The sequence below is a fragment of the Pelagerythrobacter sp. genome (genome assembly GCF_041912895.1).
GTDB lineage: Bacteria > Pseudomonadota > Alphaproteobacteria > Sphingomonadales > Sphingomonadaceae > Pelagerythrobacter.
Window position 1 is genome coordinate 684301 of sequence record NZ_JAYSGI010000002.1, and the last position, 25679, is coordinate 709979.

Here is a 25679-nt window from a genome sequence, read left to right on the forward strand (position 1 = left end):
CGCATGGAGTGGGGCGAGGCGTTGCGAGCGATGCTGAAACCCGCTCTGCTGGTCGGACCGTTTCTCGGGTTCCTTGGCGGCTTGCTCGTGCTGCTGCTCGCGATCTTCGGATCGGGAGGGGCGGGCGCAGGAGGCGTAGCGATCGTGGCGATGATCGTCGGCCTGATTCTCGGTCTCGTGGTCGCCACGCCGCTGGCGTTTGTATCGGGCGCGCTAATGCTACGGGTCGGCGCAACCGATCGGCGCTGGCTGTCGCGGCGAGCCTGGGCCGTCGCGGGTTTTGCCGTCGGCGGTCTGACGGGCGGCCTGATCGGTGGCGTGGGGGGAGATACGACGAGCGTGCTCGTCGCTTTTATGCTGCTCGCCTTCCTTGGCCTCGTCGGTGCGCTGATGTGCCGGCGTATGCTCAACGCCAGCGTGGCGGCATTGAACGAGGTCGACGCGGATATCTTCGCCTGAGCGCCTCAGGTCTGCGGGTGCGGCAGCACGCGGCTGGCGACGAGCAGCACGATAACGCACAGCGCCTCGATCGCCATCGGCGCCCAGAAGCCCGGATCGGTCCCGTCCGCCGCCACGCTGACGATACGGCCGAGCAGCGCCACGCCGAACAGGCCGGCGGGCACCAGCAGCAGGTCGCCGTTGCGGCGCCACGCGCCGAATATCATGCACACCGCGGCGACGACGAAGAACGCGGTCATGTCCGCCCGGATCGCGGCGAGCCCGGTCGGGCCCTGCGCCGCGATGCCGAAGCTCTGCGCCGATCCGACCGGGTCGATCAGGAACCCCGCCCCGGTCACCAGGAAAAACAGCCCGCCCACGAAAATGAGCGCCGTCAGCACGATACGCATGATGTTCCCTCCGCCGTTTCGCCGCCCGGTCTACAGAGCGCGGGGCCGGTTTCGCCAGCATAATCTTTACCATCGCGCGCGAGGATGGCACGGGAAGGCAATGGCAACGGGAGCGATCGACCATGGCCGGTGACACCCCTTCGGGCTCGCCGCGCGTGCTGCTCGTCGTCGGCGGCGGGATCGCGGCGTACAAGGCGTGCGAGTTGGTGCGGCTGATCCGCAAGGCGGGCGGCGAAGTGACGTGCGTGCTGACCGAGGGCGGAGCGCAGTTCGTCACTCCGATGACGCTCGCCGCGCTCAGCGAGAACCCGGTCTATACCACGCTGTGGGATCTCAAGAACGAAGCCGAGATGGGTCATATCCAGTTGAGCCGCGACGCCGATCTGGTGGTGGTGTGCCCGGCGACCGCCGACCTGCTGGCGAAGATGACCGCGGGCATCGCCAGCGATCTCGCGACGACACTGCTGCTCGCGACCGACAAGCCGGTGCTCGCGGTCCCGGCGATGAACGTGCGCATGTGGGAGCACGCCGCGACCCGGCGCAACGTCGCCTGGCTGCGCGAATCGGGCGTTACGGTGATGGAGCCCGACGACGGCCCGATGGCCTGCGGCGAATACGGCCCCGGCCGCCTGCCCGAACCCGAGACGATCTGGCAGGCGATCGCGGCGGGTCTCGACGCCCCCCACCACGCCTCCCTCGGCGGCGACCCGCTCTCCGGCCAGCCCGATTTTGACACCGAGGCCGAGCATCGCCCGCTCTACGGCCGCCACGTGCTCGTTACCGCGGGCCCCACGCACGAGCCGATCGACCCGGTTCGCTACATCGCCAACCGCTCGAGCGGGAAGCAGGGCTTCGCCATCGCCGCCGCCGCCGCCGCTGCCGGGGCGCGGGTCACGCTCGTCGCCGGGCCGGTATCGCTCGAGACGCCGCCCGGGGTGGACCGAATCGACGTCGAATCGGCACGCGAGATGGCCGGTGCGGTGCACGGCGCGCTGCCCGCCGATGTCGCGGTGATGGTCGCGGCGGTGGCCGACTGGCGCAGTAGAGATTTCGCCGAGCGGAAGATCAAGAAGCGCGGCGAGGCGCCGCCCGCGCTGGAACTGGCGGAAAATCCCGACATTCTCGCCGCGCTGGCGAAGGACACGCAGCGGCCCGCGTTGCTGATCGGCTTCGCGGCGGAAACCGACGACGTGGTCGACAACGCGAAGGCCAAGCGCGACCGCAAGGGCGCCGACTGGATCGTCGCCAACGACGTTTCCGGAGACGTCATGGGCGGCGAGAGCAACGCGGTCCACATCGTCACCGCACGTAGTGTGGAGACGCTCGAGCGCAGCCCCAAGCGCGAGGTCGCGCGCGCGCTCGTCGAGCGGATCGCCCAACACCTGCAAACGAGCGAGGACCGATGAGCCAGCCGATTCCCGTCGCGATCAGGCGTCTGCCGCATGGGCAGGGCCTCGAGCTTCCGCGCTACGCCACCGAAGGCGCGGCGGGGATGGACGTGGTTTCGGCGGAAGACGTTAAGATCGCGCCGGGCGCGCGCCACGCGGTGGCGACCGGGTTCGCGGTCGCGATCCCGCCGGGTTACGAGATCCAGGTCCGCCCGCGCTCGGGCCTCGCGCTCAAGCATGGGATCGGCGTGCCCAACACGCCGGGCACGATCGATTCGGACTATCGCGGCGAAGTGAAGGTGATCCTCATCAACCACGGGGTTGAACCGTTCGCGATCGCGCGCGGCGACCGTGTGGCGCAGCTCGTGCTCGCCCCGGTGACGCGCGCCGCGTGGGACGAGGTCGCCGATCTCGACGAAACCGCGCGCGGGGCGGGCGGTTTCGGATCGACCGGCGGCCACGCCAAGCTGGCCTGAACGGGGCGGACGATCGCCGCCGCCCGCCCCGCCCTCGCTCAAACCGAGACGTAGAGCCCGGCGATGCCGCCGAGCACGAGAAGGCCGACCAGCGCGGCGGCGATCTTCTCCTTCGCGCTCAGACGGTCGAGATGCTCGGCGCGCAGCCGCCGGTAAGGCGCGGCGAGCCGCTCGTTGCTGGCGACCATCGCCACCTCGTGCGCGGTCGCTTCCTTGCCGAACCAGCCGAGCACCTCGGCCAGTTCGCTGTCGTCGAGATCGGGGTAGCGGGCGACCATGGCTTCGATCGCCATGCGCCGTTCATCGGGCGCGGACGCCCGGTCGTGTTGTGTCTGCATGTCATCACCTGAATTGCGTTCGCTGTCGGCCGCAAGGCCGGGCGGAAGGGCAACTCAGGCGCGGGGCGGTGCGCGCGGTGCGAGCGTGAGGCTGGTGACCGCGGGCAGCCGCGGCGGGCCGGTCTGCGGGGGCAGCGCGGCCGCCGTGTTCCCGGTGGAAGCGGCAGCCACGTGGGTCGGTGCCTCGCGGGGTATCGCGGGCGGCACGGGCGGATCGAGCGGCACGACCTGTCCGTGGTCCGCTTTGCGCTGTCCGGGCGCGGTCGCGACCTCGACCGTAGACAGCGCGAATGCCGAACCGTGCCGCCGCTCGATCCCGAACGAATCGGGCGTCGCCGCCTGCAGGCACGCGACGGCCAGCAGCACGGCGGCGACGAGGCGGAAGCGCAGGAGGGCGGGGGAAAGCGTCATGAAGGCCGCGCGCCAGATGCGCTCTCGGCAGGCAGGAAGCAAGAACGCGCGACTTCAATCGAGGCCGCGGATATCGAAAAGGCGGACCCGCTCGCGCGGGCCCGCCCTTCGGTGATCGGGTCGTGTGACCGGGTCAGTCGATCCGGCGCACCGTGTTCTCGCCTTCCGGCTTGATCGAGATGCGCACCGTCTCGCCCGAATTGCCCGGGAAATCGGTGAACATCGCCTCGACCAGATTGGGGACGAGGTATTGCAGACGGTCAGAGGTCGAGACCGCTTCCGCCTTGCCTTCGAACAGGCGTTCGCCATCGGCCGCGCGGTCGATCTTCACGTTCACGCCGCTGGTGTAGATGGTGTAACTGTAGACGTCGCGGCCGCCGCCACCGAACCACGGATCATAAAAGCCGTAGCCCCAAGCGCGGGAGGGGGCATACGCCACGCGATAGCCCTTGCGCGTGCGGACGTAGACCGGGCGGCGCGAGAAACCGTACCACGGATCGTAGAACGGATCGCGGAAGCCCGGAGTCGATCGCACGCGCTCGCGGCCGTTGTCGACGCCGTAGTCGAAGCGGACCAGCAAAGTGGCGTTGTCGGGGGAGGTCTGCGAATAGCCGAGCTGTGACATCTCGGATTCGACGTAGTCGGCATATTGCGCGAACTCGAGCCCGCCGGCGAGCGCCGGATCGTCCGCCACGACGGCGAAAGTCTGGCCTTGCGGCGCGGGAAGCTGAGATTGGAAGCGCGACACGTCGGCCTTGAACGGCGTGGCGCAGGCGGCGAGCCCGGCCAGCAGGACCGGCACGGCTGCCAGCCTCAACGTGCGACCCCATTTTCTGTTTTGGGTGCTCATGGTGTCAGTCCTTTACGAATACGGTAACGTACAGCGCGGCCGTCCCCCTTGGCAGTCGCACGCTGTCATCGATGAACCGTTTTGTAAAGCGGTCGGGCTGAATGGCGTTTGAATATGCCGATTCGCAAAAGTTTAGCGAATTCAGCCGGATCGTATGGAAATTGCGGCTATTGCGTGTCGCCGCGAACGAGGCCGAGCGCGCGATAGGCCGCATCAAGCGTCGGCCCGCCCAGCTCGCGTGCCCGCGCCGCGCCGCGCGCGAGGATCGCGTCGAGCGCCTCGCGGTCGTCCATCAGCGCGCGGAAGCGGCCGGTGATCGGCGCGAAGCTCTCGATCAGCAAGTCGCCCAGCGCGGGCTTGAACGCGCCGAAGCCCTGCCCGCCATATTCGGCGAGCACGGCATCGGCGGTCTTGCCCGCGAGCGCGGCGTAGATCGCCACGAGGTTCGCCGCCTCGGGCCGCCCGGCCAGCCCCGCCGCTTCGGACGGCAGCGCCTCGGGATCGGTCTTCGCCTTCTTCACCTTCTTCATGATGGTGTCGGCATCGTCGGCCAGTTCGATCCGCGCCATCTCGCTCGGGTCGGACTTGCTCATTTTCGCCATGCCGTCGCGCAGGCTCATGATGCGCGCCGCATCGGGCGGGGTGATCGGATCGGGCAGGGTGAACACCGGCGCATCGGCAGAAGCGAAGTCGTTGTTGAACTTCTGCGCAATGTCGCGCGCCAGTTCGAGGTGCTGTTTCTGGTCCTCGCCCACGGGCACGTGAGTCGCCTGATAGAGCAGCACGTCGGCGGCCTGGAGCACCGGATAGGCGAACAGCGCGATCGACTGCCCCTCGCGGTTCTTGCCCGCCTTGTCCTTCCACTGCGTCATCCGGTTGAGCCAGCCCATGCGCGCGGTGCCGTTCAGCAGCCATTGCAGCTCGGCATGGGCGGGCACCTGCGCCTGATTGAACAGGATCGAGCGATCCGGGTCGATCCCGCAGGCGACCAGTGCAGCGGCCATTTCCAGCGTCGCGCGGCGCAGCTCCGCCGGATCGTGCGGCATCGAGATCGCGTGCAGGTCAGCCAAGAAGAAAAGGCAGTCGCCTTCTTCGGGCATCTCGTCCTGCATACGCACCCAGTTGCGGATCGCGCCAAGGTAATTGCCGAGGTGGAGATTGCCGGTGGGCTGGATGCCGGAAACGACTCGCACTGTCTTGGGGCGCATGGAAGGAACTCGATAAACTGGAGGGTTATTCGGCGAGGTCGACCGGCGTTGCCGGGCGCTTGCGCCGTAGCTGGGCGATCAGGTCCTTGTCGAGGGCGCCGATCGCCCATGCCACGCCGAAGAACACCCCGGCGCCCGCCACCACCAGCGCCGCGAGCGACCACACCCGCTCGTACCATTCCCCCGTCCAGTATGGCGCCAGCGCGGGGGTCAGCCACAGCAGCAGCGCGGCCATCGCCGCCGTCGCGGCGATCTGGCGCGCGATCCGCCCGGCCAGCTTGCCAGTGAAGCGGAACCAGCCACGCAACTGGAGCACGGTGTAGAGCGCGGCCACGTTCAGCGTGGCGGTGATCGCGGTCGCCGCCGCCAGCCCGACGATGCCGTAGCGCGGCACGACGTAGAAATTGAGCGCGATGTTGATCGCCAGCGCGCCCGCCGCCACGAACACCGGGGTGCGCATGTCCTCGCGGCTGAAGAACGCGGGTTGGAGCACCTTGATGAGCACGTAGGCGGGCAACCCGGCAACCAGCGCGACGACGATCGCGCCCATGATCTGCGTGTCGCCCAGCGTCATCTTGCCGCCCTGGAAGATCCCGGTGGCGAACGCTTCGCCGCAGATCGCCAGCGCGGCGGCGGCGGGCAGGGTCAGCAGCGTGCCGATCTCGATCGCGTTCGATTGCAGGCGCTGCGCCTCGCGGTCGTCGCCGGTCTGGATATGGCGCGCCAGCATCGGCAGGATCGCGGTGCCCAGCGCGATGCCGAAGATGCCCAGCGGCATCTGGTTGAGCCGGTCGGCCATCTTGAGCAGCGTGAGCGAGCCCTGCGGCAGGCTGGTGGCGAAGAACGTGTCGACGAGCTGGCTGATCTGGTAGATCCCCGCGCCGAAGGTGGCGGGCAGGATCAGCATCCCCAGCCGCTTCACCTCGGGCGTGAAGCGCGGGCGGGTGATCTTCAACCGCACTCCCGCGCGCCGGGTCGCCCACCACATATAGACGAGCTGCGCCACGCCCGCGAGCGTCAGCGAGATCGCCAGCGCCCAGGCGACCACGCGGTCGTCCCCGCCCTCGCCGCGCATCCGCCAGCCGATCACGATCCCCGCGATCATCACCACGTTCAGCAGCACCGGCGCGAAAGCGCCGGGGGCGAAGCGGCTGCGCGCGTTGAGCAGGCCGGACAGCATCGCCACCAGGCTGACCAGCGCGAGATAGGGGAAGGTCGTGCGGCTGAGCAGCACCGACAGCTCGAACTTGCCCGGCACGTCCTGATATTCTCGCGCGAGCAGCCACACGATGCCCGGCATCGCGATCATGCACAGCGCGCTGAAGCCGAGCAGCACCCATACGAACACCGACAGCACGTCGCCCGCGAAGGCGTCCGCTGCGGCTTCGCCACCGTCCTCGGCATCGTGCAGGCGGCGCGTGTACATCGGCACGAAGGCGACGCTGAACGCCCCCTCCGCGAACAGGCGGCGGAAGGTATTGGGCAGGGTGAAGGCGAGCTGCCAGGCGTCCGCCGCGAGCCCCGCGCCGAGCACGCGGGCGAGCAGCATGTCGCGCACGAAGCCGAACACGCGGCTGACGGCGGTGAGCCCGCCGATCGTGCCGACGTTTCTGACCAGGCTCACGGCTGGAGCTCAGGGCTCACGGATCATGCCCCGTGCGCGTGGCGTCAGGCTTCGCCCGCGGGGGCGTCGCCCGCTGCGGCCTCCTGCTGCCGCTTGGCCTGGAGGCGCTGGAGGTAGAGGCCGTTGAAGTCGATCGGATCGATCATCAGCGGCTGCTGGCCCGCGTCGCGGCTGGCATCGGCCAGGATGCGGCGCGCGAAGGGAAACAGCAGGCGCGGTGCTTCGGCGTAGAGGAAGGCATGCGCCTGTTCCTCGGGCATGTTGCGCATGCCCAGCAGGCCGCAATAGGCGAGTTCGACGATGAAGGCGTTGCCCTGCTCGGCTTTGGCGGTGGCGTTGATCTTGAGCTCGACCTCGTGAACCTCGCCGTCGACCTGCTGCGCGGCGATGTTGAACTGTACGTCGACCTGCGGCGTGTCCTTCCACTGGAAGCAGGCCGGTGCGTTGGGCACTTCGACCGACAGGTCCTTCACGTATTGCGCGATGATCCCGGCGGCGGGCTGGTTGTCGGCGCCGTTGGGCGCGGCATCGAGGTTGAGATCGGTCAGAACGTCGGCTTCGTCGGCCATGGTGGAATACGCTTTCGTCAGTGGAATCGGGTGCGATCCTCGCGGTGCGGGGGCGCGTTGGAGTTTCGGGGCGCGCCTAGCACCCCCGGCAGCGTCCCGCAACACGGCGCCGCGCGTGGCGCGGCATGCGCGGCGGCCTGCGTCGGGCGCGCGGCGACACGCGTTGTTCATTTGTATTTTTGCACTATCTAGGGCACGATTGGATCGGACGCGGCTGTTCGCCGTTGCCAAGCGAAAGACGGACGGAAATTGTGATCTACGAAATCGTCATCCTCGCCATGATCGCGGCCTTTCTGGGCATGCGGCTCTACTCGGTCCTCGGCCGCCGCGCCGAGCACGAGGAGGAGGCGATCCCGACTCGTTTCGAGGATGGCAAGCAGGCTCCGCCGCCTGCCGCCGCGCCCGTGCGCCGCCAGGCCGCGCCGCTACCGCGCCCGGCCGGCGTGGTGCCTGCGGTCGAGCGCGGCGTGCAGGAGATCGCAGCGGCTGACCGCTCGTTCGACATCACCGGATTTCTCGAAGGCGCGAAGGGCGCCTACGCCATGGTGCTCGAGGCGTTCTGGCAGGGCGATCGCGAGACGCTCAAGGAAATGTGCGACGACGACGTCTATGCCGGGTTCGACGCCGCGATCGCCGCGCGCGAGGAAGCGGGCGAGACGCTCGACAACCGGCTGATCCGCATCGAGGAGGCGATGATCCACAGCGCCGATCTCGACGGGCGGCAGGCGCGCATCGCGGTGCGCTTCGTCGCCGATATCGCCGCGGTGACGCGCGATGTGGACGGCAACATGGTCGCCGGATCGCTCGACGACGCGATCGAGAGCCGCGACGTCTGGACCTTCAGCCGCATGGTCGATTCGCCCGATCCGAACTGGCTGCTCGACGAAACCGACGAAGGCTGACGCAAGCGAAAGGGCTGGCCATGCGCCGCTGGGGATTTCTGGCCGCGCTGGCGGCTCTGCTGATCGCGGGGTGCGCGGTCGTGCCGCCAAGGACCACGTCGCCCGGCACCGCTCCGCCGACCGGCGCCACCAGTGCCGCCTTGGCGGGTGTCGCCGCAGGGCCCGCGGTGGGAACGCTCGATCTCGCCGCGGCCGACGCCGGCACCGCGCTGGTGGCCTTCCTCGACAGCTGCCCCAAGCTGCTGACGCGCAGCGACGCGAGCGGGCTGACCTCGCCGGCGGACTGGCAGCCCGCGTGCCAGGCCGCGGGCACTTGGCCGGCCAACCGCGCCCAGGCGTTCTTCGAACAGTATTTCGAGACCGCCCGCGTGGGCGACGGCGCGGCTTTCGCGACCGGCTACTTCGAGCCCGAAATCCGTGGCAGCCGCACGCGCATCCCCGGCTACGACGTGCCCGTCTACGCCATGCCCGCCGATCTCGTGCGCGCCTGGCCGAAGGACACGCCCGCGAGCGAGCGCGAGGGCCGCCCGCCACTGGGCCGGATCGACGCGAACGGCGACTATCAGCTCTATTACGAGCGCGCCGAGATCGAGAACGGCGCGCTGGCCGGGCGCGGGCTGGAGATCGCCTGGGCGGCGGACCCGGTGGAATTCTTCTTCCTCCAGATCCAGGGCTCGGGCCGGCTCGTCGCGCCCGACGGCAGCGTGATGCGGATCGGCTATGCCGGGCAGAGCGGGCGCGAATACGTCGGCATCGGCTCGGTGATGCGCGAGCGCGGGCTGATCGGCAGCGGGCCGGGGCAGTATTCCGGATCGATGCAGGGCATAATGGCCTATATCCGCGAGCATCCGCGCGAAGGCCGCGAGTTGATGCAGCTCAACAAGAGCTGGATCTTCTTCCGCGACCTGACCGGCCCCAGCGCGCTCGTGGGGCCGCTCGGCTCGCTCGGCGTGCCGGTGCGGCGCGAATCGTCGGTGGCGGTCGATCCGGCGTTCGTGCCCTATGGCGCGCCGATATGGCTCGACGTCGACCGGCGCGAGGCGAACGGGCTGTGGGTGGCGCAGGACACCGGCGGCGCGATCCGGGGCGCCAACCGCTTCGACACATTCTGGGGTGCGGGCGAAGACGCGCGCACGATCGCGGGCGGAATGAGCGCGCGCGGGCAGGCGCTGATCCTGCTGCCGAAGGGAACGGTCGCGCGCCACGCCCGGCGATGAGCCCCCCGCGCGGGCTGTCGGACGAGGAACGGGCTGCCTGGGCAAAGCTGGCGGCAACGGTGACGCCGATAAATCCTCCCCGGAATGGGGAGGGGGACCATGCGAAGCATGGTGGAGGGGCACAGGCGGTTGCGCAGAAGCCCGAGAAGCCGCTCGTAACCCCTCCGCCCAAGCCACCCCTGCCCGGAAAGCGGCCCATGCCCCTCCATCCCCGGCCTTTCCACAAGCTCGGGACCGGCGGTCCCCCTCTCTCACGGGGGGAGGATGGGCTCGATTCGCATTGGGACCGGCGGCTCAAGGGCGGCACGCTGGCGCCCGATTTCACGCTCGACCTCCACGGCCACACGCTCGACAGCGCCTATGCCCGGCTGGAGGACGGGCTGTTCCAGGCCAAGGCGATGGGTGCGCGGGTGGTGCTGCTGATCGCGGGCAAGTCGCGCCCGGTGGATGCCGCCGATCGCGGCACGAAGCGCGGCGTGATCCGCGCGAAGATCCTTGATTGGCTGGCCGCCGGGCCGCACGGGAGCGATGTGGCCGCGATACGAAAGGCGCACCGCCGCCACGGGGGCGAGGGTGCGCTCTATCTGGTGCTCAAGCGGCGGCGCTGAGCGTTATTCGGCCGCTTCGCGCGTGTCCGCCTTGCCGCCGGAGATCGATTCCGCGCTCGCCATGCCGGGCGCCTTCGACTTGCCGCCGATCTGGTCGCGCACGGCCTTCTCGATGCGCTCGCCGATCTTCGCGTCCACGTTGCGCCAGTATTCGAACGCGCGGACGAGCACTTTCTCGCTCACCCCGTCGGCCAGATGGCCGGCGACGTTGTCGACGAAGCGATCGCGTTGCGCATCGTCCATCACCTCGTTCAACAGCGCGCGCGGCTGGCTGAAATCATCGTCGTCCTCGCGCAGAGTGTAGGCCTGGCGGACCATGTCGCCATCGGCATGCCAAGTCGCCTCGCCCCCGACCTCGGGCTGCGCCGCCGGGCCGCCGTAGGAATTGGGCGCGTAGACCGGGTCGAGTGCGTTCACCGTCCGCCCCCTGCCCGCGCGCGAATATGAATGGACCTCGGCGTTCTTTGCCGAATTGACCGGGATCTGCTTGTAGTTGACGCCCAGCCGCGCGCGGTGCGCATCGGCGTAGGAGAAGCCGCGCGCCAGCAACATCTTGTCGGGCGACAGGCCGATGCCGGGCACCATGTTGTTCGGCTCGAACGCGAGCTGTTCGATCTGCGTGTCCCAGTCGACCGGATTGGTGTCGAGCGTCAGCTTGCCGACCTCGATCAGCGGATAGTCATCGTGCGGCCAGACCTTGGTGAGGTCGAACGGATTGATGCGATAGGTCTTCGCATCCTCGTATGGCATGATCTGCCATTTGAGCGTCCAGGTCGGATATTCGCCCTTCGCGATGTGATCGAACAGGTCGCGGCGGTGATAGTCGCCGTCCTGCCCGGCAATTTCATCGGCCTCGTCCTGCGTCAGGTGCGCGTTGCCATCGCCCTGATCGGTCAGGAAGTGGAACTTCACCCAGAACTTCTCGCCCTCGGCGCTGATCAGCATGTAGGTGTGGCTGCCGTAGCCGTTCATCTCGCGCCAGTTCTTCGGCACGCCGCGATCGCCCATCAGGTAGGTAACCTGGTGCGCGCTTTCTGGGCTGAGCGTCCAGAAATCCCACTGCATGTCGTGATCGCGCAGGCCGTTGTCGGCGCGACGCTTCTGGCTGCGGATGAAGTGCTGGAACTTCAGCGGATCGCGGATGAAGAAGATCGGCGTGTTGTTGCCGACCATGTCGAAATTGCCGTCCTCGGTATAAAACTTGACCGAGAAGCCGCGCGGGTCGCGCCAGGTGTCGGGGCTGCCGCGCTCGCCCGCCACGGTGGAGAAACGCAGCGCGACGTCGGTCGTTGCGCCTTTGCGGAAGACCTTGGCCTTGGTGTATTTCGAGACATCGGCGGTCGCCTCGAAATGGCCGAACGCGCCCGACCCCTTGGCGTGCGGCTGGCGCTCGGGAATGCGCTCGCGATTGAAGTTCGCCATCTGCTCGATCAGGTAATGATCGTTGAGCACGATCGGGCCGTTGGGCCCCAGCGTCAGCGAATGCTCGTCGCTCTGCGCGGGCGCGCCCGAATCGGTGGTGGTGCGCGGAACTTTCTTGTCGGCCATGATGCCCTCCTGTTTCGTGAAAACCTGTCACGAAAGATACGGGGGGCGGGGCCGGGCGTTCCGGTCCGGCCAAGCGAAAATGCCGCTCAGTGTGATCGGCGGCGTCAGGCCGCTTCGGCGACCTCGACCGGCTCGGTGCGGATCAGGTAGTCGAAGGCGGACAGTGCGGCTTTGGAGCCTTCGCCCATCGCGATGACGATCTGCTTGTAGGGCACCGTGGTGCAGTCCCCCGCCGCGAACACGCCGGGCAGGTTGGTCGCGGCGTCGCCATCGATTTCGATCTCGCCATGTTTGCTGAGCGCGAGGCCGCTGTCCTTCAGCCATTCGGTGTTGGGCACGAGGCCGATCTGGACGAACACGCCCTCCAGCTCCACCCGGTGTTCCTCGCCGCTCGCGCGGTCCTTGTAGACGAGGCCGTTCACCCGGCCGTCCGCCCCGGTGATCTCGGTCGTCTGCGCGCCCTTGAGCACGGCGACGTTGTCCATCCGTGCGAGCTTGGCCTGCAGCACCTCGTCGGCGCGCAGCTTGTCGTCGAATTCGATCAGGGTCACGTGGCCGACCACCTTGGCGAGGTCGATCGCCGCCTCGACGCCTGAATTGCCGCCACCGATCACCGCGATGCGCTTGCCCTTGAACAGCGGGCCGTCGCAGTGCGGGCAATAGGCGACGCCCTTGTTGCGGTATTCGGCCTCGCCCGGCACGCCGAGATTGCGCCAGCGCGCGCCGGTCGCGAGCACGAGGCTGCGCGTCTTCAGGCTGGCGCCGTTCGCGAACACGACCTCGTGCAGGCCGCCCGGCTCGCTTGCTGGGATCAGCTTTTCCGCTTCGAGCCGGTCCATCAGGTCGATCTCGTATTCGCCGACGTGCGCTTCGAGCTGCGCGGCCAGTTTCGGCCCTTCGGTGTAGGTCGTGCCGGTGAGGTTCTCGATGCCCAGCGTATCGTGCAGCTGCCCGCCGAAGCGTTCGGCCGCCACGCCCGTGGTGAAGCCCTTGCGCGCGGTGTAGATCGCCGCCGAGGCGCCTGCCGGGCCCCCGCCGACCACCAGCACCTCGAACGCGTCCTTTTCGGCCAGCTTGGCCGCCTGCCGCTCGCCCGCGCCGGTGTCGAGCCGGGCGAGGATGTCCTCGACGGTCATCTTGCCGTTGTAGAACGGCTCGCCGTTCAGGAACGTGGCGGGCACGGCCATCACGTCGCGCGCGTCGACCTCGTCCTTGAACGTGCCGCCTTCGATCAGCGTCGCGGTGATCCGCGGGTTGACCAGCGCCATCAGCGTCAGCGCCTGCACCACGTCGGGGCAGTTGTGACAGCTGAGCGAGAAATACATCTCGAAATTGAAATCGCCTTCCAGCCGCTCGATCGCCTCGATCGCCTCGGCATCGACCTTGGGCGGGTGGCCGCCGGCCCACAGCAGCGCGAGCACCAGCGAGGTGAACTCGTGCCCCATCGGCAGACCCGCGAAACGGACCCATGTCTCGGCGTCCGACGCGCGGCGGATCACGAAGCTGGGCTTGCGATCGTCGGTGCCGTCGAAACTGGCCGAGACCATGTCGTCCAGCCCGGCGATCTCGCTCAGCAGCGCGCGCGTCTCGCCCGACTTCGCATCGTCGCCCAGCGAGGCGACCAGCTCGATCGGCTCGCGCAGGTTGACGAGATATTGCTTGAGCTGCTGTTTCATCGCGTCGTCGAGCATGGCGGGCGTCCGTTCAGGCGGGAAGAAAGGGAATGAAGGCCCGGGGCGGGGGGGAGAGGGGGTGCCCCGGGCCTTCCAAGCGACCCGATTTGCTATCGGGTTCTTGTTATCGGCGTAGCGTTAGATCTTGCCGACGAGGTCGAGCGAGGGGGCCAGCGTGTCGCTGCCTTCTTCCCACGCGGCCGGGCAGACCTGGCCGGGGTTCTCGCGGACGTACTGCGCGGCCTTGATCTTGCGGGTCAGCTCGTTGGCGTTGCGGCCCACGCCCTCGCAGGTGATTTCCATGATCTGGATCACGCCGTCCGGATCGACCACGAACGTCGCACGGTCGGCGAGGCCGGCGCCTTCGCGCAGCACGCCGAAGTTGTTCGCCAGCGTGTGGTGCTGGTCGCCCAGGAAGGCGAATTCGAGCTTGCCGATCTTCTCCGAGGTGTCGTGCCAGGCCTTGTGGCTGAAGTGTGTGTCGGTGCTGACGGCATAGACGTCGACGCCCATGCTCTTGAGCATCTCGTACTTCTCGCCGAGGTCTTCCAGCTCGGTCGGGCACACGAAGGTGAAGTCCGCCGGATAGAAGAAGAACACGGCCCACTTGCCGTCGAGATCCTTCTCGGAAACGTCGAAGAAGTCCTTGCCCTTCTGGAAGGCGGTGGCGGTGAACGGCTTGATGGTGCTGCCGATGATACCCATGGTCTGATGTCCTCATGTTCGGGGTTGAAACTCAGGGAATCAGATAGGCGCTGCTGCGATGCACAAAAGCGTTTTTGTGCGATAGCGAACATCGGAATTTTCGATCAAACGGCGGGAACTTTCGCAAAGTGCAACAGAAACTCGATTTCGTTGCGTATGGTGCAAGCGTTTCCAATCAATACCACCGGCAGTGGCAGAGAGTGGTTGGGAAGCGGACGTTCTTCCCCCACCGTCATCCCAGCGAAAGCTGGGATCGCTCTCGGTCAGGCGAGACGGTCGAATAGATGGTCTCATCCGTTCGATGTTGGCGAATTCTCGCAGCCAGATCGGAGGTGACGCCGATGTAGAGCACCCCCTCGCGCTCGTTGGTCATGATGTAGACCCAACCGCCATCTTCGCCGGCTATCACGGACCCGGCAGCGATCCCAGCTTTCGCGGGGATGACGGGGGCTGTCTGCTATGGAGTCGCGACCGGAAGGTCCACTACCCACATTGCGCCCGGTGCAGCAGCTTGTGGTCGGCCAGCACCAGCGCCATCATCGCTTCGACCACCGGGGCACCGCGGATGCCGACGCAGGGATCGTGGCGACCCTTGGTGCGGACCTGGGTGTTCGCGCCCTCGCGCGTGATCGTGTCGACCGGGGTGAGGATCGAGCTGGTTGGCTTGAACGCCACGCGGCACACCACCGGCTGGCCGGTCGAGATGCCGCCCGCCACGCCGCCCGCGTGGTTGGCCGCGAACTCCGGCCCGTTGTCGCCCGCGCGCATCGCATCGGCGTTGTCCTCGCCGCGCAGGGCGGCCGCGCCGAAGCCGTCGCCGATCTCGACGCCCTTGGCCGCGTTGATCCCCATCATCGCCGCCGCGAGATCGGCGTCGAGCTTGGCATAGACCGGCGCACCCCAGCCCGCCGGAACCCCGGTGGCGACGCATTCGACCACCGCGCCGAGGCTCGACCCGGCCAGCCTCGCTTCATCCACCAGCGCCTCCCAGCGCACGGCGGCGGTGGGGTCGGGGCAGAAGAACGGGTTATCGGCTATCGTCGCGAGGTCTACGCGTGCGCGGTCGATCGCGTCCGCGCCGATCTGGACGACGTAGGCCTGGATCGTCACCTCCGGGATCGCCAGCCGCGCTACTGCGCCCGCCGCCACCCGCGCCGCCGTCTCGCGCGCGGAGCTGCGCCCGCCACCGCGATAGTCGCGGAAGCCGTATTTCGCGTCGTAGGCGTAGTCGGCGTGGCCGGGGCGGTAGGCATTCGCGATCTCGGAATAGTCCTTCGATCGCTGATCGGTGTTCTCGATCATCAGTGAAATCGGCGTGCCGGTGGTGCGGCCTTCGAACACCCCCGAGAGGATCTTCACCCGGTCGGCCTCCTGCCGCTGGGTGGTGAACTTCGACTGGCCGGGCCGCCGCGCGTCGAGGAACGGCTGGATCGCCGCCTCGTTCAGCGCCAGCCCCGGCGGGCACCCGTCCACCACCGCACCCAGCGCGGGCCCGTGGCTCTCGCCCCATGTCGTGAAGCGGAAGACCCGCCCGAACGTATTCCAGCTCATGGTGGGGATGTGGCGGAAGATTTCTGGCGTGTCCAATGGGGAGGGGCGTAGGAAATTTTGGTTCACACGAAGACACGAAGGCACGAAGCGGTTTTGCTCGCGGCGCAGCCGCTATCCGATTTCTCCGGTCGTACCGGACGCAAGCTCGTTGCTGGAATGCGGCTTCGCCGCGGGCGCGGCATCTTCGTGCCTTCGTGTCTTCGTGTGAGCAAAAACCCGCTCGCGGACGAAGCCGCATCAGCAGTGGCGAGGAACCGTTTTCCTACATGGGCCTCCACTGGCATGGACCACCATGATGATCTGCAACCGCCCCTCCACCCATGCGATTTTCCGCCGATCTTGGCGGCCGGAGTTTTTTGCTCCAGGACAGTGTAACATGTGGTCCATGTCTCCGCATGGCGCGGGTTTGCGGACAAATCTGGCGCCGCGCTGGCCAAATCCGTTCCGCTCGGGCAGGAACAAAGCATGATTGCCAAGCTCAAGGGACTGCTCGACGAAACCGGCGCGGACTGGGCGGTGATTGACGTCGCAGGTGTCGGCTACCTCGTCCACTGTTCGTCGAAGACGCTATCCGCGCTCGGCGAGACGGGGGAGGCGTGCACCGTCTACACCGATTTGCAAGTGAGCGAGAACGACATACGCCTTCTCGGCTTCGCCGAGGCCGCCGAGCGCGACTGGTTCCGGCTGCTGACACAGGTGCAGGGGGTGGGCAGCAAGGTCGCGCTGGCGATCCTCTCGGCGCTCTCGACCGGTGAGGTGCAGGCGGCCTGCGCGGGCGGTGACGCGGCGATGGTCGCGCGCGCGCAGGGCGTGGGGCCGAAGCTGGCGGGCCGGATCGTCAACGAATTGAAGGACAAGGCCGGCGCGCTGCCTAGCGGTGGTATGGCCGGCGCGGCTGCCGCCCCGGTGAGCGGGGCCAGCGCCGACGCGGTCAGCGCGCTTGAGAACCTCGGTTTCAAGCCCGCCGTCGCCGCCCGCGCCGTCGCCGCCGCGCAAGGCGAACTGGGCGACGGTGCGAGCGAGGGCGACCTGATCCGCGTGGCGCTGAAGCGGGCGGCGGGGTGAAGGGATTCCTAAGAACTTGGGGGCCTGCGGTGTTGGCAGTTACGTTCATCGTGATGGGGGTTGGAATGATCGCGTTGAACGTCTTCAACTGTCGGGAGAATGGCGGCACGTGGATCGGTGCAATGTCTAAAATGAGCTACTGTGCAGCCGACGTGGAGTCGGGTTCAAACCGATGACCGAACCCGTCCACCTCCACACTCCCGATCGCCAGCCCGACGATCCCGATGCGGCGCTGCGGCCCAAGAGCTTGCGCGAGTTCATCGGGCAGGAGGCGGCGCGCGAGAACCTGCGGGTGTTCATTGAGAGCGCGCGCTCGCGCGGGGAGGCGATGGATCATGTGCTGTTCTTCGGGCCGCCCGGCCTCGGCAAGACGACGCTGGCGCAGATCGTGGCGAAGGAGCTCGGCGTCGGCTTTCGCGCCACCAGCGGCCCGGTGATCGCGAAGGCGGGCGACCTCGCCGCGCTGCTCACCAATCTCGAGCCGCATGACGTGCTGTTCATCGACGAGATCCACCGGCTCAATCCGATGGTCGAGGAAGTGCTCTACCCGGCGATGGAAGACCGCGCGCTCGATCTCATCATCGGCGAAGGGCCCTCGGCGCGCAGCGTGCGGATCGACCTGCCGCCGTTCACGCTGGTCGGCGCGACGACGCGACAGGGGCTGCTGACGACGCCCTTGCGCGACCGCTTCGGCATCCCGGTGCGGCTCAATTTCTACACCCACGAGGAGCTCGACCATGTCGTCACCCGCGGTGCGCGGCTGCTGGGCATGGATATCGACCCCGCGGGCGCGCGCGAGATCGCGCGGCGCAGCCGGGGTACGCCGCGCGTCGCCGGCCGCCTGCTGCGCCGGGTGCGGGACTTCGCGCACGTCGCGGGAGACGGCACGGTGACGCGCAAGGTGGCGGACGATGCGCTGACCCGGCTGGAGATCGACCGGCTGGGCCTCGACGCGATGGACCGGCGCTATCTGACCATGATCGCCACGATCTATCGCGGCGGCCCGGTGGGCGTGGAAACGCTCGCCGCGGGCCTCGCCGAGCCGCGCGACACGGTGGAGGAAGTGGTCGAGCCCTACCTGATCCAGCTGGGCCTCGTGGCGCGTACCGCGCGCGGGCGCTGCCTCAACGAATCGGGCTGGCAGCACCTGGAGATGACGCCGCCGAAGGGTGCGCAGTCGGGGCTGTTCGACGCGAATCCTTAACGGCGGTCGTAAGAAATCCCGCGATTTCCGGCCCATCGCGGGACAGGTCGGCGCCAGACGACGGATTTGCGGGATTTTTTTCGAATTTGCCGCCTCCTGGGATGGTTAACCCGGTTGCCCGGTAAGCCGCATTGGGTTTCCTTGGCAGCGAGAGGGACGTGCCCCCAAGCCGGACTCGCCGGCGGCGGACGTTCCCCAGACGCAACGAGAGAGCTTGCCCATGTCGGTAAAGATGGCCCTGGCGAAACTGTCCGCGACTGCCGCGGGCGTCACCCTGCTCGCGGGCGGCGCGGTCCACGTGGCGGAAAAGCCCGCCACCGATGCCCCTTCATATAAGTCGGCCAAGGGGAAGGTGGAGCCGATCTACGTCAAGCAGAAGAAGATCGCCAAGCGCACCGTGCCCAAGGAGACGCGCAAGCGCCGGGTGGTCGAGCGGCGGATCGAGTGCGTGCCCGCCGGCCCGGTCGGCCCGGGCATGGCGCCCCCGCCGCCGAGCGCGGCCTATGCGGAAGAATGCCCGCCGGTCTACGCGGTGGCGATGGCTCCGGTGCCGCTCCCCCCCGCGCCCCCGGTATCGGGCGGCAGCAGCGGCGGGGTGACGGTGATCGGCGGCAGCGGCGGCCTGGGCGGTTTCGGTGGAGGCTTCTTCGGCGGCTTCTTCGGTGGCGGCAGCAGCAGCGGCGGCAACGTCGTCGTGACCTCGACCACCTCGGGCAATGTCGACATCGACAACGAGAACAACAACGACAACAGCAGCAACAACAACAACGAAAACAACAACAACAATAACAACGAGCAGAGCCAGAACCAGGATCAGGATCAGGAGCAAAATCAGGAGCAGGAGCAGTCCAGCACCACCAGCACCTCGGGCAACATCACCAGCAGCACTTCGACCAGTTCGTCGACGAGCAGCAGCACGAGCAGCAGCACCAGCACCAGCAGCTCGACCAGCAGCAGCACGTCCTCGTCGAACAGCTCGACCAGTGGGGTCGAGGTTCCGGCCCCACCGATGACGATTCTGTTCGGTCTCGCCGCCGCGGCGGTGCTCGGACGCAAGAAATTCCGGACAACGAAATTCCGCCCCGTCATGGGCGGCTGAAGCAACTCCCACAGCTTCGACAGGAAAAGGGCGGCCCCCGCGAGGGAGCCGCCCTTTTTTCATGGTCGGAGTATGCGGCGCGCCGCGTCAGGCCGCCAGCTTGCGCAGCACGTAATGGAGGATGCCGCCATTGCGGTAGTATTCCATCTCGTTCGCGGTATCGATCCGGCACTTGGCGGTGAAGGAGAAGCTCTCGCCGTCCGCACGGGTGACCGCGACCTCCACGTCCTGCCCCGGCGTCAGATCGGCGAGGCCGTGGATGGTGAAGCTGTCGTCGCCCGTCAGCCCCAGCGTCTCGCGCGTGTCGCCGCCCGCGAACTGGAGCGGCAGCACGCCCATGCCGACGAGGTTGGAGCGGTGGATACGCTCGAAGCTTTCGACGATTACCGCGCGCACGCCCAGCAGGATCGTGCCCTTGGCCGCCCAGTCGCGGCTGGAGCCGGTGCCGTATTCCTTGCCTGCGACGACGACCAGCGGCGTGCCGTCGGCCTTGTGCTTCATCGCGGCGTCGTAGATCGGCATCTGCTCGCCGTCATAGGTGGTGACGCCGCCTTCGACGCCGGGCACCATCTCGTTGCGGATGCGGATGTTGGCGAAGGTGCCGCGCATCATCACTTCGTGATTGCCGCGGCGGCTGCCATAGGAGTTGAAGTCCGCCTTCATCACCTGGTTCGACAGCAGGTATTCGCCTGCTGGCGAATCCTCCTTGATCGAGCCGGCTGGGCTGATGTGGTCGGTGGTGACGCTGTCGCCCAGGACCGCGAGCGGCTTCGCATCGACGATGTCGGTCACCGGGGCAGGGGTCATCTCCATCCCGTCGAAGTACGGCGGGTTGGCGACGTAGGTGCTGCCCGGGCGCCACTGGTAGGTGTCGGACGCCTCGACGGTGATGGCCTGCCAGTGCTCGTCGCCCTTGTAGACGTCGGCATAGCGCGCTTCGAACATCGCGCGGTCGATCGCGCCGCTGCGGATTTCGGCGACTTCATCGTTCGACGGCCAGATATCCTTCAGGAAGACGTCGTTGCCCGACTGATCCACGCCGATCGGGGTGGTGGTGATGTCCTGCGTCACCGTGCCCTTCAGCGCATAGGCGACCACCAGCGGCGGGCTGGCGAGGAAGTTCGCGCGCACGTCGGGCGAGACGCGGCCTTCGAAGTTGCGATTGCCCGAGAGGACCGATGCGGCGACGATGTCGTTGCCGTTGATCGCCTGGCTGATCGGCGGGGCGAGCGGGCCCGAGTTGCCGATGCAGGTGGTGCAGCCGTAACCGACGAGATCGAAGCCGAGCGCGTTGAGGTGATCCTGCAGCCCCGCCTTCTCCAGATAGTCGGTGACGACCTGCGATCCGGGGGCGAGGCTGGTCTTGACCCACGGCTTGGGCTTGAGGCCTTTCTCGTGCGCCTTCTTGGCGACGAGGCCCGCGGCGATCAGCACGTCGGGGTTGGAGGTGTTGGTGCAGCTGGTGATCGCGGCGATCACCACGTCGCCGTCGCCGATGTCGTGGTCCTTGCCCTCGACATCGACGCGCGCGGGTTCGCTCTTGCCGTAGAGCTTTTTCAGGTCCGAATTGAACAGCTCGTCCACCTCGGGGAGGATGACCTTGTCCTGCGGGCGCTTGGGGCCGGCGAGGCTGGGCACGACCGCGCCGATGTCGAGTTCGAGCGTGCTGGTGAAGACCGGCTCGTTGTCCGGCTCGAACCACATGCCCTGTTCCTTCGAATAGGCTTCGACCAGCGCGATGGTGTCCTCGCTGCGGCCGGTCAGGCGCATGTATTCGATCGTCTTGTGGTCGATCCCGAAGAAGCCGCAGGTCGCGCCGTATTCGGGCGCCATGTTGGCGATCGTCGCGCGGTCGGCGAGGCTCAGCGTCGAGACACCGGGGCCGTAGAATTCGACGAAGCGGCCGACCACGCCGACTTCGCGCAGCATCTGCACGCAGGTCAGCACGAGGTCGGTCGCGGTCACGCCTTCGGCCAGCGCGCCGGTGAGCTTGAAGCCGACGACCTCGGGGATCAGCATGGAGACCGGCTGGCCAAGCATCGCGGCCTCCGCCTCGATCCCGCCGACGCCCCAGCCGAGCACGCCCAGCCCGTTGATCATCGTCGTGTGGCTGTCGGTGCCGACGCAGGTATCGGGATAGGCGACCATCTGGCCGTCCTCGCCCTCGCTCGACCATACGCCCTGCGCGATGTGCTCGAGGTTGACCTGGTGGCAGATGCCGGTGCCCGGCGGCACGGCGGAGAAGTTGCGGAAGCTCTTGGAGCCCCACTTGAGGAAGTCGTAGCGCTCGGCGTTGCGCGCGTATTCGAGCTCGACGTTCTTCTCGAACGCCTTGGGGTGGCCGAACTCGTCGACCATCACCGAATGGTCGATCACGAGGTTGACCGGCACCTGCGGATTGATCTTGGCGGTGTCGCCGCCGAGCGTGGAAATCGCATCGCGCATCGCAGCGAGGTCGACCACGCAGGGCACGCCAGTAAAATCCTGCAGCAGCACGCGCGCGGGGCGGTACTGGATTTCCTCGCCGGTCTTGGGATCCTTCTGCCAGTCGGCGATCGCGCGGACGTGTTCCTCGCCCACGGTGAAGCCGCCGTCCTCGAAGCGCAGCATGTTCTCCAGCAGCACCTTGAGGCTGAACGGCAGGCGGGAGACGTCGCCGACTTTCTCCGCCGCCTTGGCGAAGGAATAGTAGGCGTAGTCCTTGCCGTTGACGGTGAGGGTGGAGCGGGTTCCGAGCGTGTCCTTGCCGACCTGGGTCATGCTATGCGTCGTCCTTTCGTGGGTGGCGCCCGGCGCATGGGGAGCGGGGCGGCCTGTATCGCGATTTCACCGCGGCACCTGCGCGCTCGCGCGCCATGCGTCAAGGGGACGGCGCGCATGGTTGCGGGCGCGATTTCGGAACAATGACGCGGCCTGGTCCATTGACCCTACGGAAAACAGGGCAAGGCCATGGGGGCACCGCCCGCAAGGGAGAGAGAGCATGACCAGCCATGCGACGACGGGCGAGCGCCCGGCCCGCGCAGTGCGCCTGGCGATCCTTGCCGGCGCGCTCGCGATGATCGGGTGTTTCAGCGCCGCGTTCACCTTTTCGGGCCACACCGCCGAAGCCGCCGAGCCCCAGCACGGCAGCATGATCCAGCCCGGGCGCTGAGGGCCGAGTTCTAAAGCGCGCTCTGCTCGGGCGGTTCGGGCCGCCGCCGCGCGGCGATCCAGCAGCCGATCACGATCAGCACCGCACCGGTCACCGTGCCGGGCCCCAGTTCCTCGCGGAAGAACAGCCAGCCGAACAGCGCCGCCCACAGGAACGCGGTATATTCTACCGGCACCAGCACTTGCGCCTCGGCACGGGCGTAGGCCCAGGCGAGCAGCATCGCGGCGCCGGTGGCGAGCAGCGCGGCGGCGCCGATGTCGCGCCATGCAGCGGCCTCCGGCAGCGAAAACAGCAGCGGGGCGAGCGGCAGCAGCGTCAGCGCGACCACGCCATTCTGGAACGTCGCCACCTCGGCGGGCCCGGCGACGAGCGCCTGTTCGCGCTGGATCACGAGGTTCCAGGCATAGAGAACCGCGGAAAACGCCATTGCGGCGAGCCCGATCGCCGAATCGCGGTCGAGCGCCTGCGCGCCCAGCTTGCTGCCGACGATGACCGCTACGCCCGCGAGCCCGAACAGCGCGGCGACGATCGCGCGGCGCTCGATCACTTCGCCGAGCAGCAGCGCGGCGAGGTAGAGCGCGATCAGCGGGGCGATGAACGACAGCGCGATCGCTTCGGCCAGCGGCAGGCGCACCAGCGCGAAGAAGAAGGTGAACGCCATGAACGCGACCACCACCCCGCGCTTGAGGTGAATGCGCAGCACCGCGCGCCGCGGCCAGCGCCCGCCGAGCGCGAGCCATAATGGCGCGACGCCCGCGAAGCCGATCGCGTTGCGCAGGATCAGCGCGCTGTAGGCCCCCACCGCGAGCGCGGCGGACTTCATGAACGCGTCCATCGTCGCGAACAGCGCGATGCCGAGCACGGTGACCACGATCGGCGCCAGGCGATGCTCGGATGGCATGGGAGCGCCATAGGCCGGCGGTCGCCGCGCGTCATCAGCATTGCCGGGTTCGCGCTGCGATTCAGGCGGCAGTCAGCCGCGATGCTTGAAGCGCGGCCCCCGATCGGGCAAAATCGCGTCGCCGAAAATCGAGATATGACATGATCAGCAAGACCAACGCCACCCTCCTTGCCGCCGTATCGCTGGCGGCGCTCGCGCCCGCGGCGACGGTCGCGGCACAGGATCGCGCGCCGCAGAACCTTTTGCCCGAATCGCGTGCGCTGGAGGAATATCCGGTCCAGCCCGACGACGCTGTGGCGACGCCCGCCCCCGCGCCCATACCGGCTCCCGATTCGCCGGTCGCGCCTCCAGTCACTGGCGACCCGGTGCGCACCGTCGCGCGCGAGGTCGTCCAGCAGTTCGCGCCCGAAATCCAGCCGTGGAGCGTGGGCAATGCCGAAGCGCTGGCGACGGTCATCGCGGGTATCGGCGCGGAAGGGCTCGACCCGGCCGACTACGACGAGGCCGGTCTGCGCCAAGCGATGCTCGCCGGGCCGGGCGCGCAACTCGACCAGGTGGCGAGCCGCACGTTCGCCTGGCTGGTCGAGGACATGCGCGACGGGCGCACCCCGATGGACGCGCGCAAGCAGTGGTTCGTGGTCGATCCCGATCCCGACCGCTACCGCACCGGCGACGTGATGGAGCAGGCGCTGGCCAGCGGCGATATCCAGGGCGCGCTGGACAGCGTCGCGCCGGTCCATCCGGACTACGCCAAGCTGAAGGCCGAACTGGCCGAGACGCCCGCCGACGCGACCACGAAGCGCAAGCTGATCCGCGCCAACATGGATCGCTGGCGGTGGCTCGCGCGCGATCTGGGCAACCAGTACCTGATGACCAACGTGCCCGAGTATCAACTGCGCCTGACGGTCAACGACAAGATCCTGCGCACCTACAAGACCATCGTCGGCAAGCCGGGCCGCACCGCGACCCCGCAGCTCGCCGAGACGGTCGAAGGGGTGATCTTCAACCCGACCTGGACGGTGCCGCAGTCGATCGTGAAGGGCGAGGGGCTGGGCGCGCGCGTGCTCGGCAATCCCGCCTGGGCGCGGGCGAACGGCTATCGCGGATCGCGAGACAAGGAGACCGGCTTCGTCACCGTGGTGCAGCAGCCGGGGCCGGGCAACTCGCTCGGCCTGATGAAGCTCGACATGCCCAATCCGCACGCGATCTTCCTGCACGACACGCCTTCGCGTGGGCTGTTCAACAGCGAGAACCGCGCGCTGAGCCACGGCTGCATCCGCACCGAGCGGGCGAGCGAGCTGGCAATCACGCTGGCGATCCTGGCGCAGAACCCGACGGACGACGCGGCGCGCAAGACCGCTGCGGAAGAGGCGGTCACGATCCTCAAGTCGGGCGATTACACCAAGGTGCCCTTCGCCGAGACGACGATGCCGGTCTACATCACCTATTTCACGATGGGCACCGACATCGAGGGCGAAATGCGCACGTTCAAGGACATCTACGGCCGCGACGCGCCGGTGCTCGCCGCGCTCGACGCCCCGCGCGAGGAAAACCGCGCGCGCCGCACCGACGAGAAGGCGGTCGAGATCATCGACGACATGAAGACGACCTGAGTCAGCGCACCCGGCGCGTCGGGTGTGCGCGTGCTCAGTAGACGCCCGGATTCAGTATCTGCTCGCCGCGCGGAGGATCGCCGGTCAGCGGGCGGATTTCGCCCATTGCCTGCTGTGGACGGACCATGGTCGAGCCGTCGGGCGCAAGGCCGAGGCTGTCGGCGAACAGCACGCGGCCGCCGCCCAGTTCGAGCAGCGCGCGCTTGAAATCGGCCTCGCCCATCGCGAAGCAGCCGTTCGAGCGGCCGAGCTTGCCCCAGCGTTCGAGGTGCGCACGCTCGGCATAGTCAGCGCGGTGCATCACGATCGCGCGGTCGAGCGCGTTCGAATTGTCCGCCTCCAGCCCTTCCAGCCGGATCGAGGTGCCGAAGCGGCCGGTGTACCAGCCGTAGGTCATGAACGCGCCGCGGCACGAGCACATCGATTCGGGCACGTTGGAAAACCAGTTGAGCCAGCCGTCGTGCTCGGGATCGGACCCGCTGCCGTGGGTGACGAGGTACGAATCGACCCGCCCGGCCTCCAGGTTCACGAAGTGGAAGCGCGGCTCCGAACTGCGCAGGCCGTAATCGGCGATGCCGACCCGGTCGGTGCGCCAGAGCATGTCGCCCGCCTTCTGCTGTTCGCGCTTGGCGATCTCCGCCAGCATCCCGTCGCGCACGGCGCCGGTGCGGACCTGCGCGGGAAGGCGGGCGGGGAGCGCCAGCGCGGCGCCAGCGGCCACGGCGCCCCT

The 25679-nt window shown here is 68.0% G+C and carries 26 protein-coding genes; 11 read left to right on the plus strand and 15 right to left on the minus strand.

Annotated elements, in window-relative coordinates; genetic code table 11:
• The first annotated feature begins 3 nt into the window (after positions 1–3).
• Positions 4–459, plus strand: coding sequence for a hypothetical protein (locus tag ACE3QC_RS10380; RefSeq protein WP_374407889.1), 456 nt, complete (start codon positions 4–6; stop codon positions 457–459).
• Between the two features lie 5 nt (positions 460–464).
• Here the strand turns inward: ACE3QC_RS10380 and ACE3QC_RS10385 are convergent, their stop codons facing one another.
• A complete protein-coding gene (locus ACE3QC_RS10385) occupies positions 465–848 on the minus strand; it encodes a DUF4345 family protein (protein WP_374407891.1) in 384 nt (127 codons plus the stop codon).
• A gap of 122 nt (positions 849–970) precedes the next feature.
• On the opposite strand from ACE3QC_RS10385, the gene ACE3QC_RS10390 reads away from it, so the two are divergent.
• Together ACE3QC_RS10390 and dut are read left to right on the plus strand one after the other, a co-directional pair.
• A complete protein-coding gene (locus ACE3QC_RS10390; protein ID WP_374407893.1) occupies positions 971–2254 on the plus strand; it encodes a bifunctional phosphopantothenoylcysteine decarboxylase/phosphopantothenate synthase in 1284 nt (427 codons plus the stop codon).
• Positions 2251–2712, plus strand: a complete 462-nt coding sequence (dut, locus tag ACE3QC_RS10395; RefSeq protein WP_374407895.1) for a dUTP diphosphatase — start codon at positions 2251–2253, stop codon at positions 2710–2712. Before ACE3QC_RS10390 ends, dut begins: the two co-directional genes overlap by 4 nt.
• Before the next feature lie 38 nt (positions 2713–2750).
• Here dut and ACE3QC_RS10400 read toward each other — a convergent pair whose 3' ends face one another.
• The 6 genes from ACE3QC_RS10400 to secB all read right to left on the minus strand — a co-directional run bounded on the left by ACE3QC_RS10400 (position 2751) and on the right by secB (position 7712).
• Positions 2751–3005, minus strand: a complete 255-nt coding sequence (locus ACE3QC_RS10400; protein WP_374407897.1) for a hypothetical protein — start codon at positions 3003–3005, stop codon at positions 2751–2753.
• A gap of 99 nt (positions 3006–3104) precedes the next feature.
• A complete protein-coding gene (locus ACE3QC_RS10405) occupies positions 3105–3461 on the minus strand; it encodes a hypothetical protein (protein WP_374407899.1) in 357 nt (118 codons plus the stop codon).
• A 133-nt stretch (positions 3462–3594) separates the two neighbouring features.
• Positions 3595–4311 (minus strand): DUF4136 domain-containing protein, encoded by a 717-nt coding sequence (locus tag ACE3QC_RS10410; RefSeq protein ID WP_374407901.1) that lies wholly within the window; start codon positions 4309–4311, stop codon positions 3595–3597.
• Between the two features lie 167 nt (positions 4312–4478).
• The gene (gene trpS / locus ACE3QC_RS10415; RefSeq protein WP_374408061.1) at positions 4479–5504 is read right to left on the minus strand and encodes a tryptophan--tRNA ligase; all 1026 of its coding nucleotides are present in this window, start codon (positions 5502–5504) and stop codon (positions 4479–4481) included.
• Positions 5505–5544: 40 nt separating this feature from the next.
• On the minus strand, positions 5545–7143 hold the full coding sequence (murJ, locus tag ACE3QC_RS10420) for a murein biosynthesis integral membrane protein MurJ (RefSeq protein WP_374407903.1): 1599 nt from the start codon (positions 7141–7143) through the stop codon (positions 5545–5547).
• Between the two features lie 44 nt (positions 7144–7187).
• Positions 7188–7712, minus strand: a complete 525-nt coding sequence (gene secB / locus ACE3QC_RS10425) for a protein-export chaperone SecB (RefSeq protein WP_374407905.1) — start codon at positions 7710–7712, stop codon at positions 7188–7190.
• 251 nt (positions 7713–7963) lie between these two features.
• On the opposite strand from secB, the gene ACE3QC_RS10430 reads away from it, so the two are divergent.
• The 3 genes from ACE3QC_RS10430 to ACE3QC_RS10440 all read left to right on the plus strand — a co-directional run bounded on the left by ACE3QC_RS10430 (position 7964) and on the right by ACE3QC_RS10440 (position 10439).
• Positions 7964–8614: a Tim44/TimA family putative adaptor protein gene (locus tag ACE3QC_RS10430; RefSeq protein WP_374407907.1), complete on the plus strand. Its 651-nt coding sequence runs from the start codon at positions 7964–7966 to the stop codon at positions 8612–8614.
• A gap of 20 nt (positions 8615–8634) precedes the next feature.
• Positions 8635–9831 carry a murein transglycosylase A gene (locus ACE3QC_RS10435; protein ID WP_374407909.1) on the plus strand — a complete coding sequence of 399 codons (1197 nt, stop codon included), beginning with the start codon at positions 8635–8637 and terminating at the stop codon, positions 9829–9831.
• A gap of 197 nt (positions 9832–10028) precedes the next feature.
• A complete protein-coding gene (locus ACE3QC_RS10440; protein ID WP_374407911.1) occupies positions 10029–10439 on the plus strand; it encodes a Smr/MutS family protein in 411 nt (136 codons plus the stop codon).
• Positions 10440–10442: 3 nt separating this feature from the next.
• Here ACE3QC_RS10440 and ACE3QC_RS10445 read toward each other — a convergent pair whose 3' ends face one another.
• The 5 genes from ACE3QC_RS10445 to aroC form a co-directional block, all read right to left on the minus strand.
• A complete protein-coding gene (locus ACE3QC_RS10445) occupies positions 10443–11987 on the minus strand; it encodes a catalase (RefSeq protein WP_374407912.1) in 1545 nt (514 codons plus the stop codon).
• A gap of 104 nt (positions 11988–12091) precedes the next feature.
• Positions 12092–13678 carry an alkyl hydroperoxide reductase subunit F gene (gene ahpF / locus ACE3QC_RS10450; RefSeq protein WP_374407914.1) on the minus strand — a complete coding sequence of 529 codons (1587 nt, stop codon included), beginning with the start codon at positions 13676–13678 and terminating at the stop codon, positions 12092–12094.
• Between the two features lie 120 nt (positions 13679–13798).
• The gene (gene ahpC / locus ACE3QC_RS10455; protein WP_374407916.1) at positions 13799–14365 is read right to left on the minus strand and encodes an alkyl hydroperoxide reductase subunit C; all 567 of its coding nucleotides are present in this window, start codon (positions 14363–14365) and stop codon (positions 13799–13801) included.
• A gap of 232 nt (positions 14366–14597) precedes the next feature.
• The gene (locus tag ACE3QC_RS10460) at positions 14598–14774 is read right to left on the minus strand and encodes a GIY-YIG nuclease family protein (protein ID WP_374407918.1); all 177 of its coding nucleotides are present in this window, start codon (positions 14772–14774) and stop codon (positions 14598–14600) included.
• Positions 14775–14848: 74 nt separating this feature from the next.
• Positions 14849–15916, minus strand: coding sequence for a chorismate synthase (gene aroC / locus ACE3QC_RS10465; protein ID WP_374407920.1), 1068 nt, complete (start codon positions 15914–15916; stop codon positions 14849–14851).
• A 465-nt stretch (positions 15917–16381) separates the two neighbouring features.
• Between aroC and ruvA the strand changes: the two genes are divergently transcribed.
• The 3 genes from ruvA (at position 16382) to ACE3QC_RS10480 (ending at position 19284) form a co-directional block, all read left to right on the plus strand.
• On the plus strand, positions 16382–16981 hold the full coding sequence (gene ruvA, locus ACE3QC_RS10470) for a Holliday junction branch migration protein RuvA (protein ID WP_374407922.1): 600 nt from the start codon (positions 16382–16384) through the stop codon (positions 16979–16981).
• A gap of 172 nt (positions 16982–17153) precedes the next feature.
• Complete coding sequence (gene ruvB / locus ACE3QC_RS10475) at positions 17154–18185, plus strand: Holliday junction branch migration DNA helicase RuvB (protein ID WP_374407923.1); 1032 nt, start codon at positions 17154–17156, stop codon at positions 18183–18185.
• 232 nt (positions 18186–18417) lie between these two features.
• Positions 18418–19284, plus strand: a complete 867-nt coding sequence (locus tag ACE3QC_RS10480; RefSeq protein ID WP_374407925.1) for a PEP-CTERM sorting domain-containing protein — start codon at positions 18418–18420, stop codon at positions 19282–19284.
• Positions 19285–19371: 87 nt separating this feature from the next.
• On the opposite strand, the gene acnA is transcribed toward ACE3QC_RS10480, so the two are convergent.
• Complete coding sequence (acnA, locus tag ACE3QC_RS10485; RefSeq protein ID WP_374407926.1) at positions 19372–22044, minus strand: aconitate hydratase AcnA; 2673 nt, start codon at positions 22042–22044, stop codon at positions 19372–19374.
• 220 nt (positions 22045–22264) lie between these two features.
• Between acnA and ACE3QC_RS10490 the strand changes: the two genes are divergently transcribed.
• The gene (locus ACE3QC_RS10490; RefSeq protein WP_374407928.1) at positions 22265–22435 is read left to right on the plus strand and encodes a hypothetical protein; all 171 of its coding nucleotides are present in this window, start codon (positions 22265–22267) and stop codon (positions 22433–22435) included.
• Positions 22436–22445: 10 nt separating this feature from the next.
• Here ACE3QC_RS10490 and ACE3QC_RS10495 read toward each other — a convergent pair whose 3' ends face one another.
• Positions 22446–23336, minus strand: coding sequence for a DMT family transporter (locus tag ACE3QC_RS10495; RefSeq protein ID WP_374407930.1), 891 nt, complete (start codon positions 23334–23336; stop codon positions 22446–22448).
• 140 nt (positions 23337–23476) lie between these two features.
• On the opposite strand from ACE3QC_RS10495, the gene ACE3QC_RS10500 reads away from it, so the two are divergent.
• Entirely contained in the window at positions 23477–24949 is a 1473-nt protein-coding gene (locus tag ACE3QC_RS10500; protein WP_374407932.1) for a L,D-transpeptidase family protein, read from the plus strand.
• Between the two features lie 34 nt (positions 24950–24983).
• Here ACE3QC_RS10500 and ACE3QC_RS10505 read toward each other — a convergent pair whose 3' ends face one another.
• Positions 24984–25670: a murein L,D-transpeptidase catalytic domain-containing protein gene (locus tag ACE3QC_RS10505; protein WP_374407934.1), complete on the minus strand. Its 687-nt coding sequence runs from the start codon at positions 25668–25670 to the stop codon at positions 24984–24986.
• Positions 25671–25679: the final 9 nt, after the last annotated feature.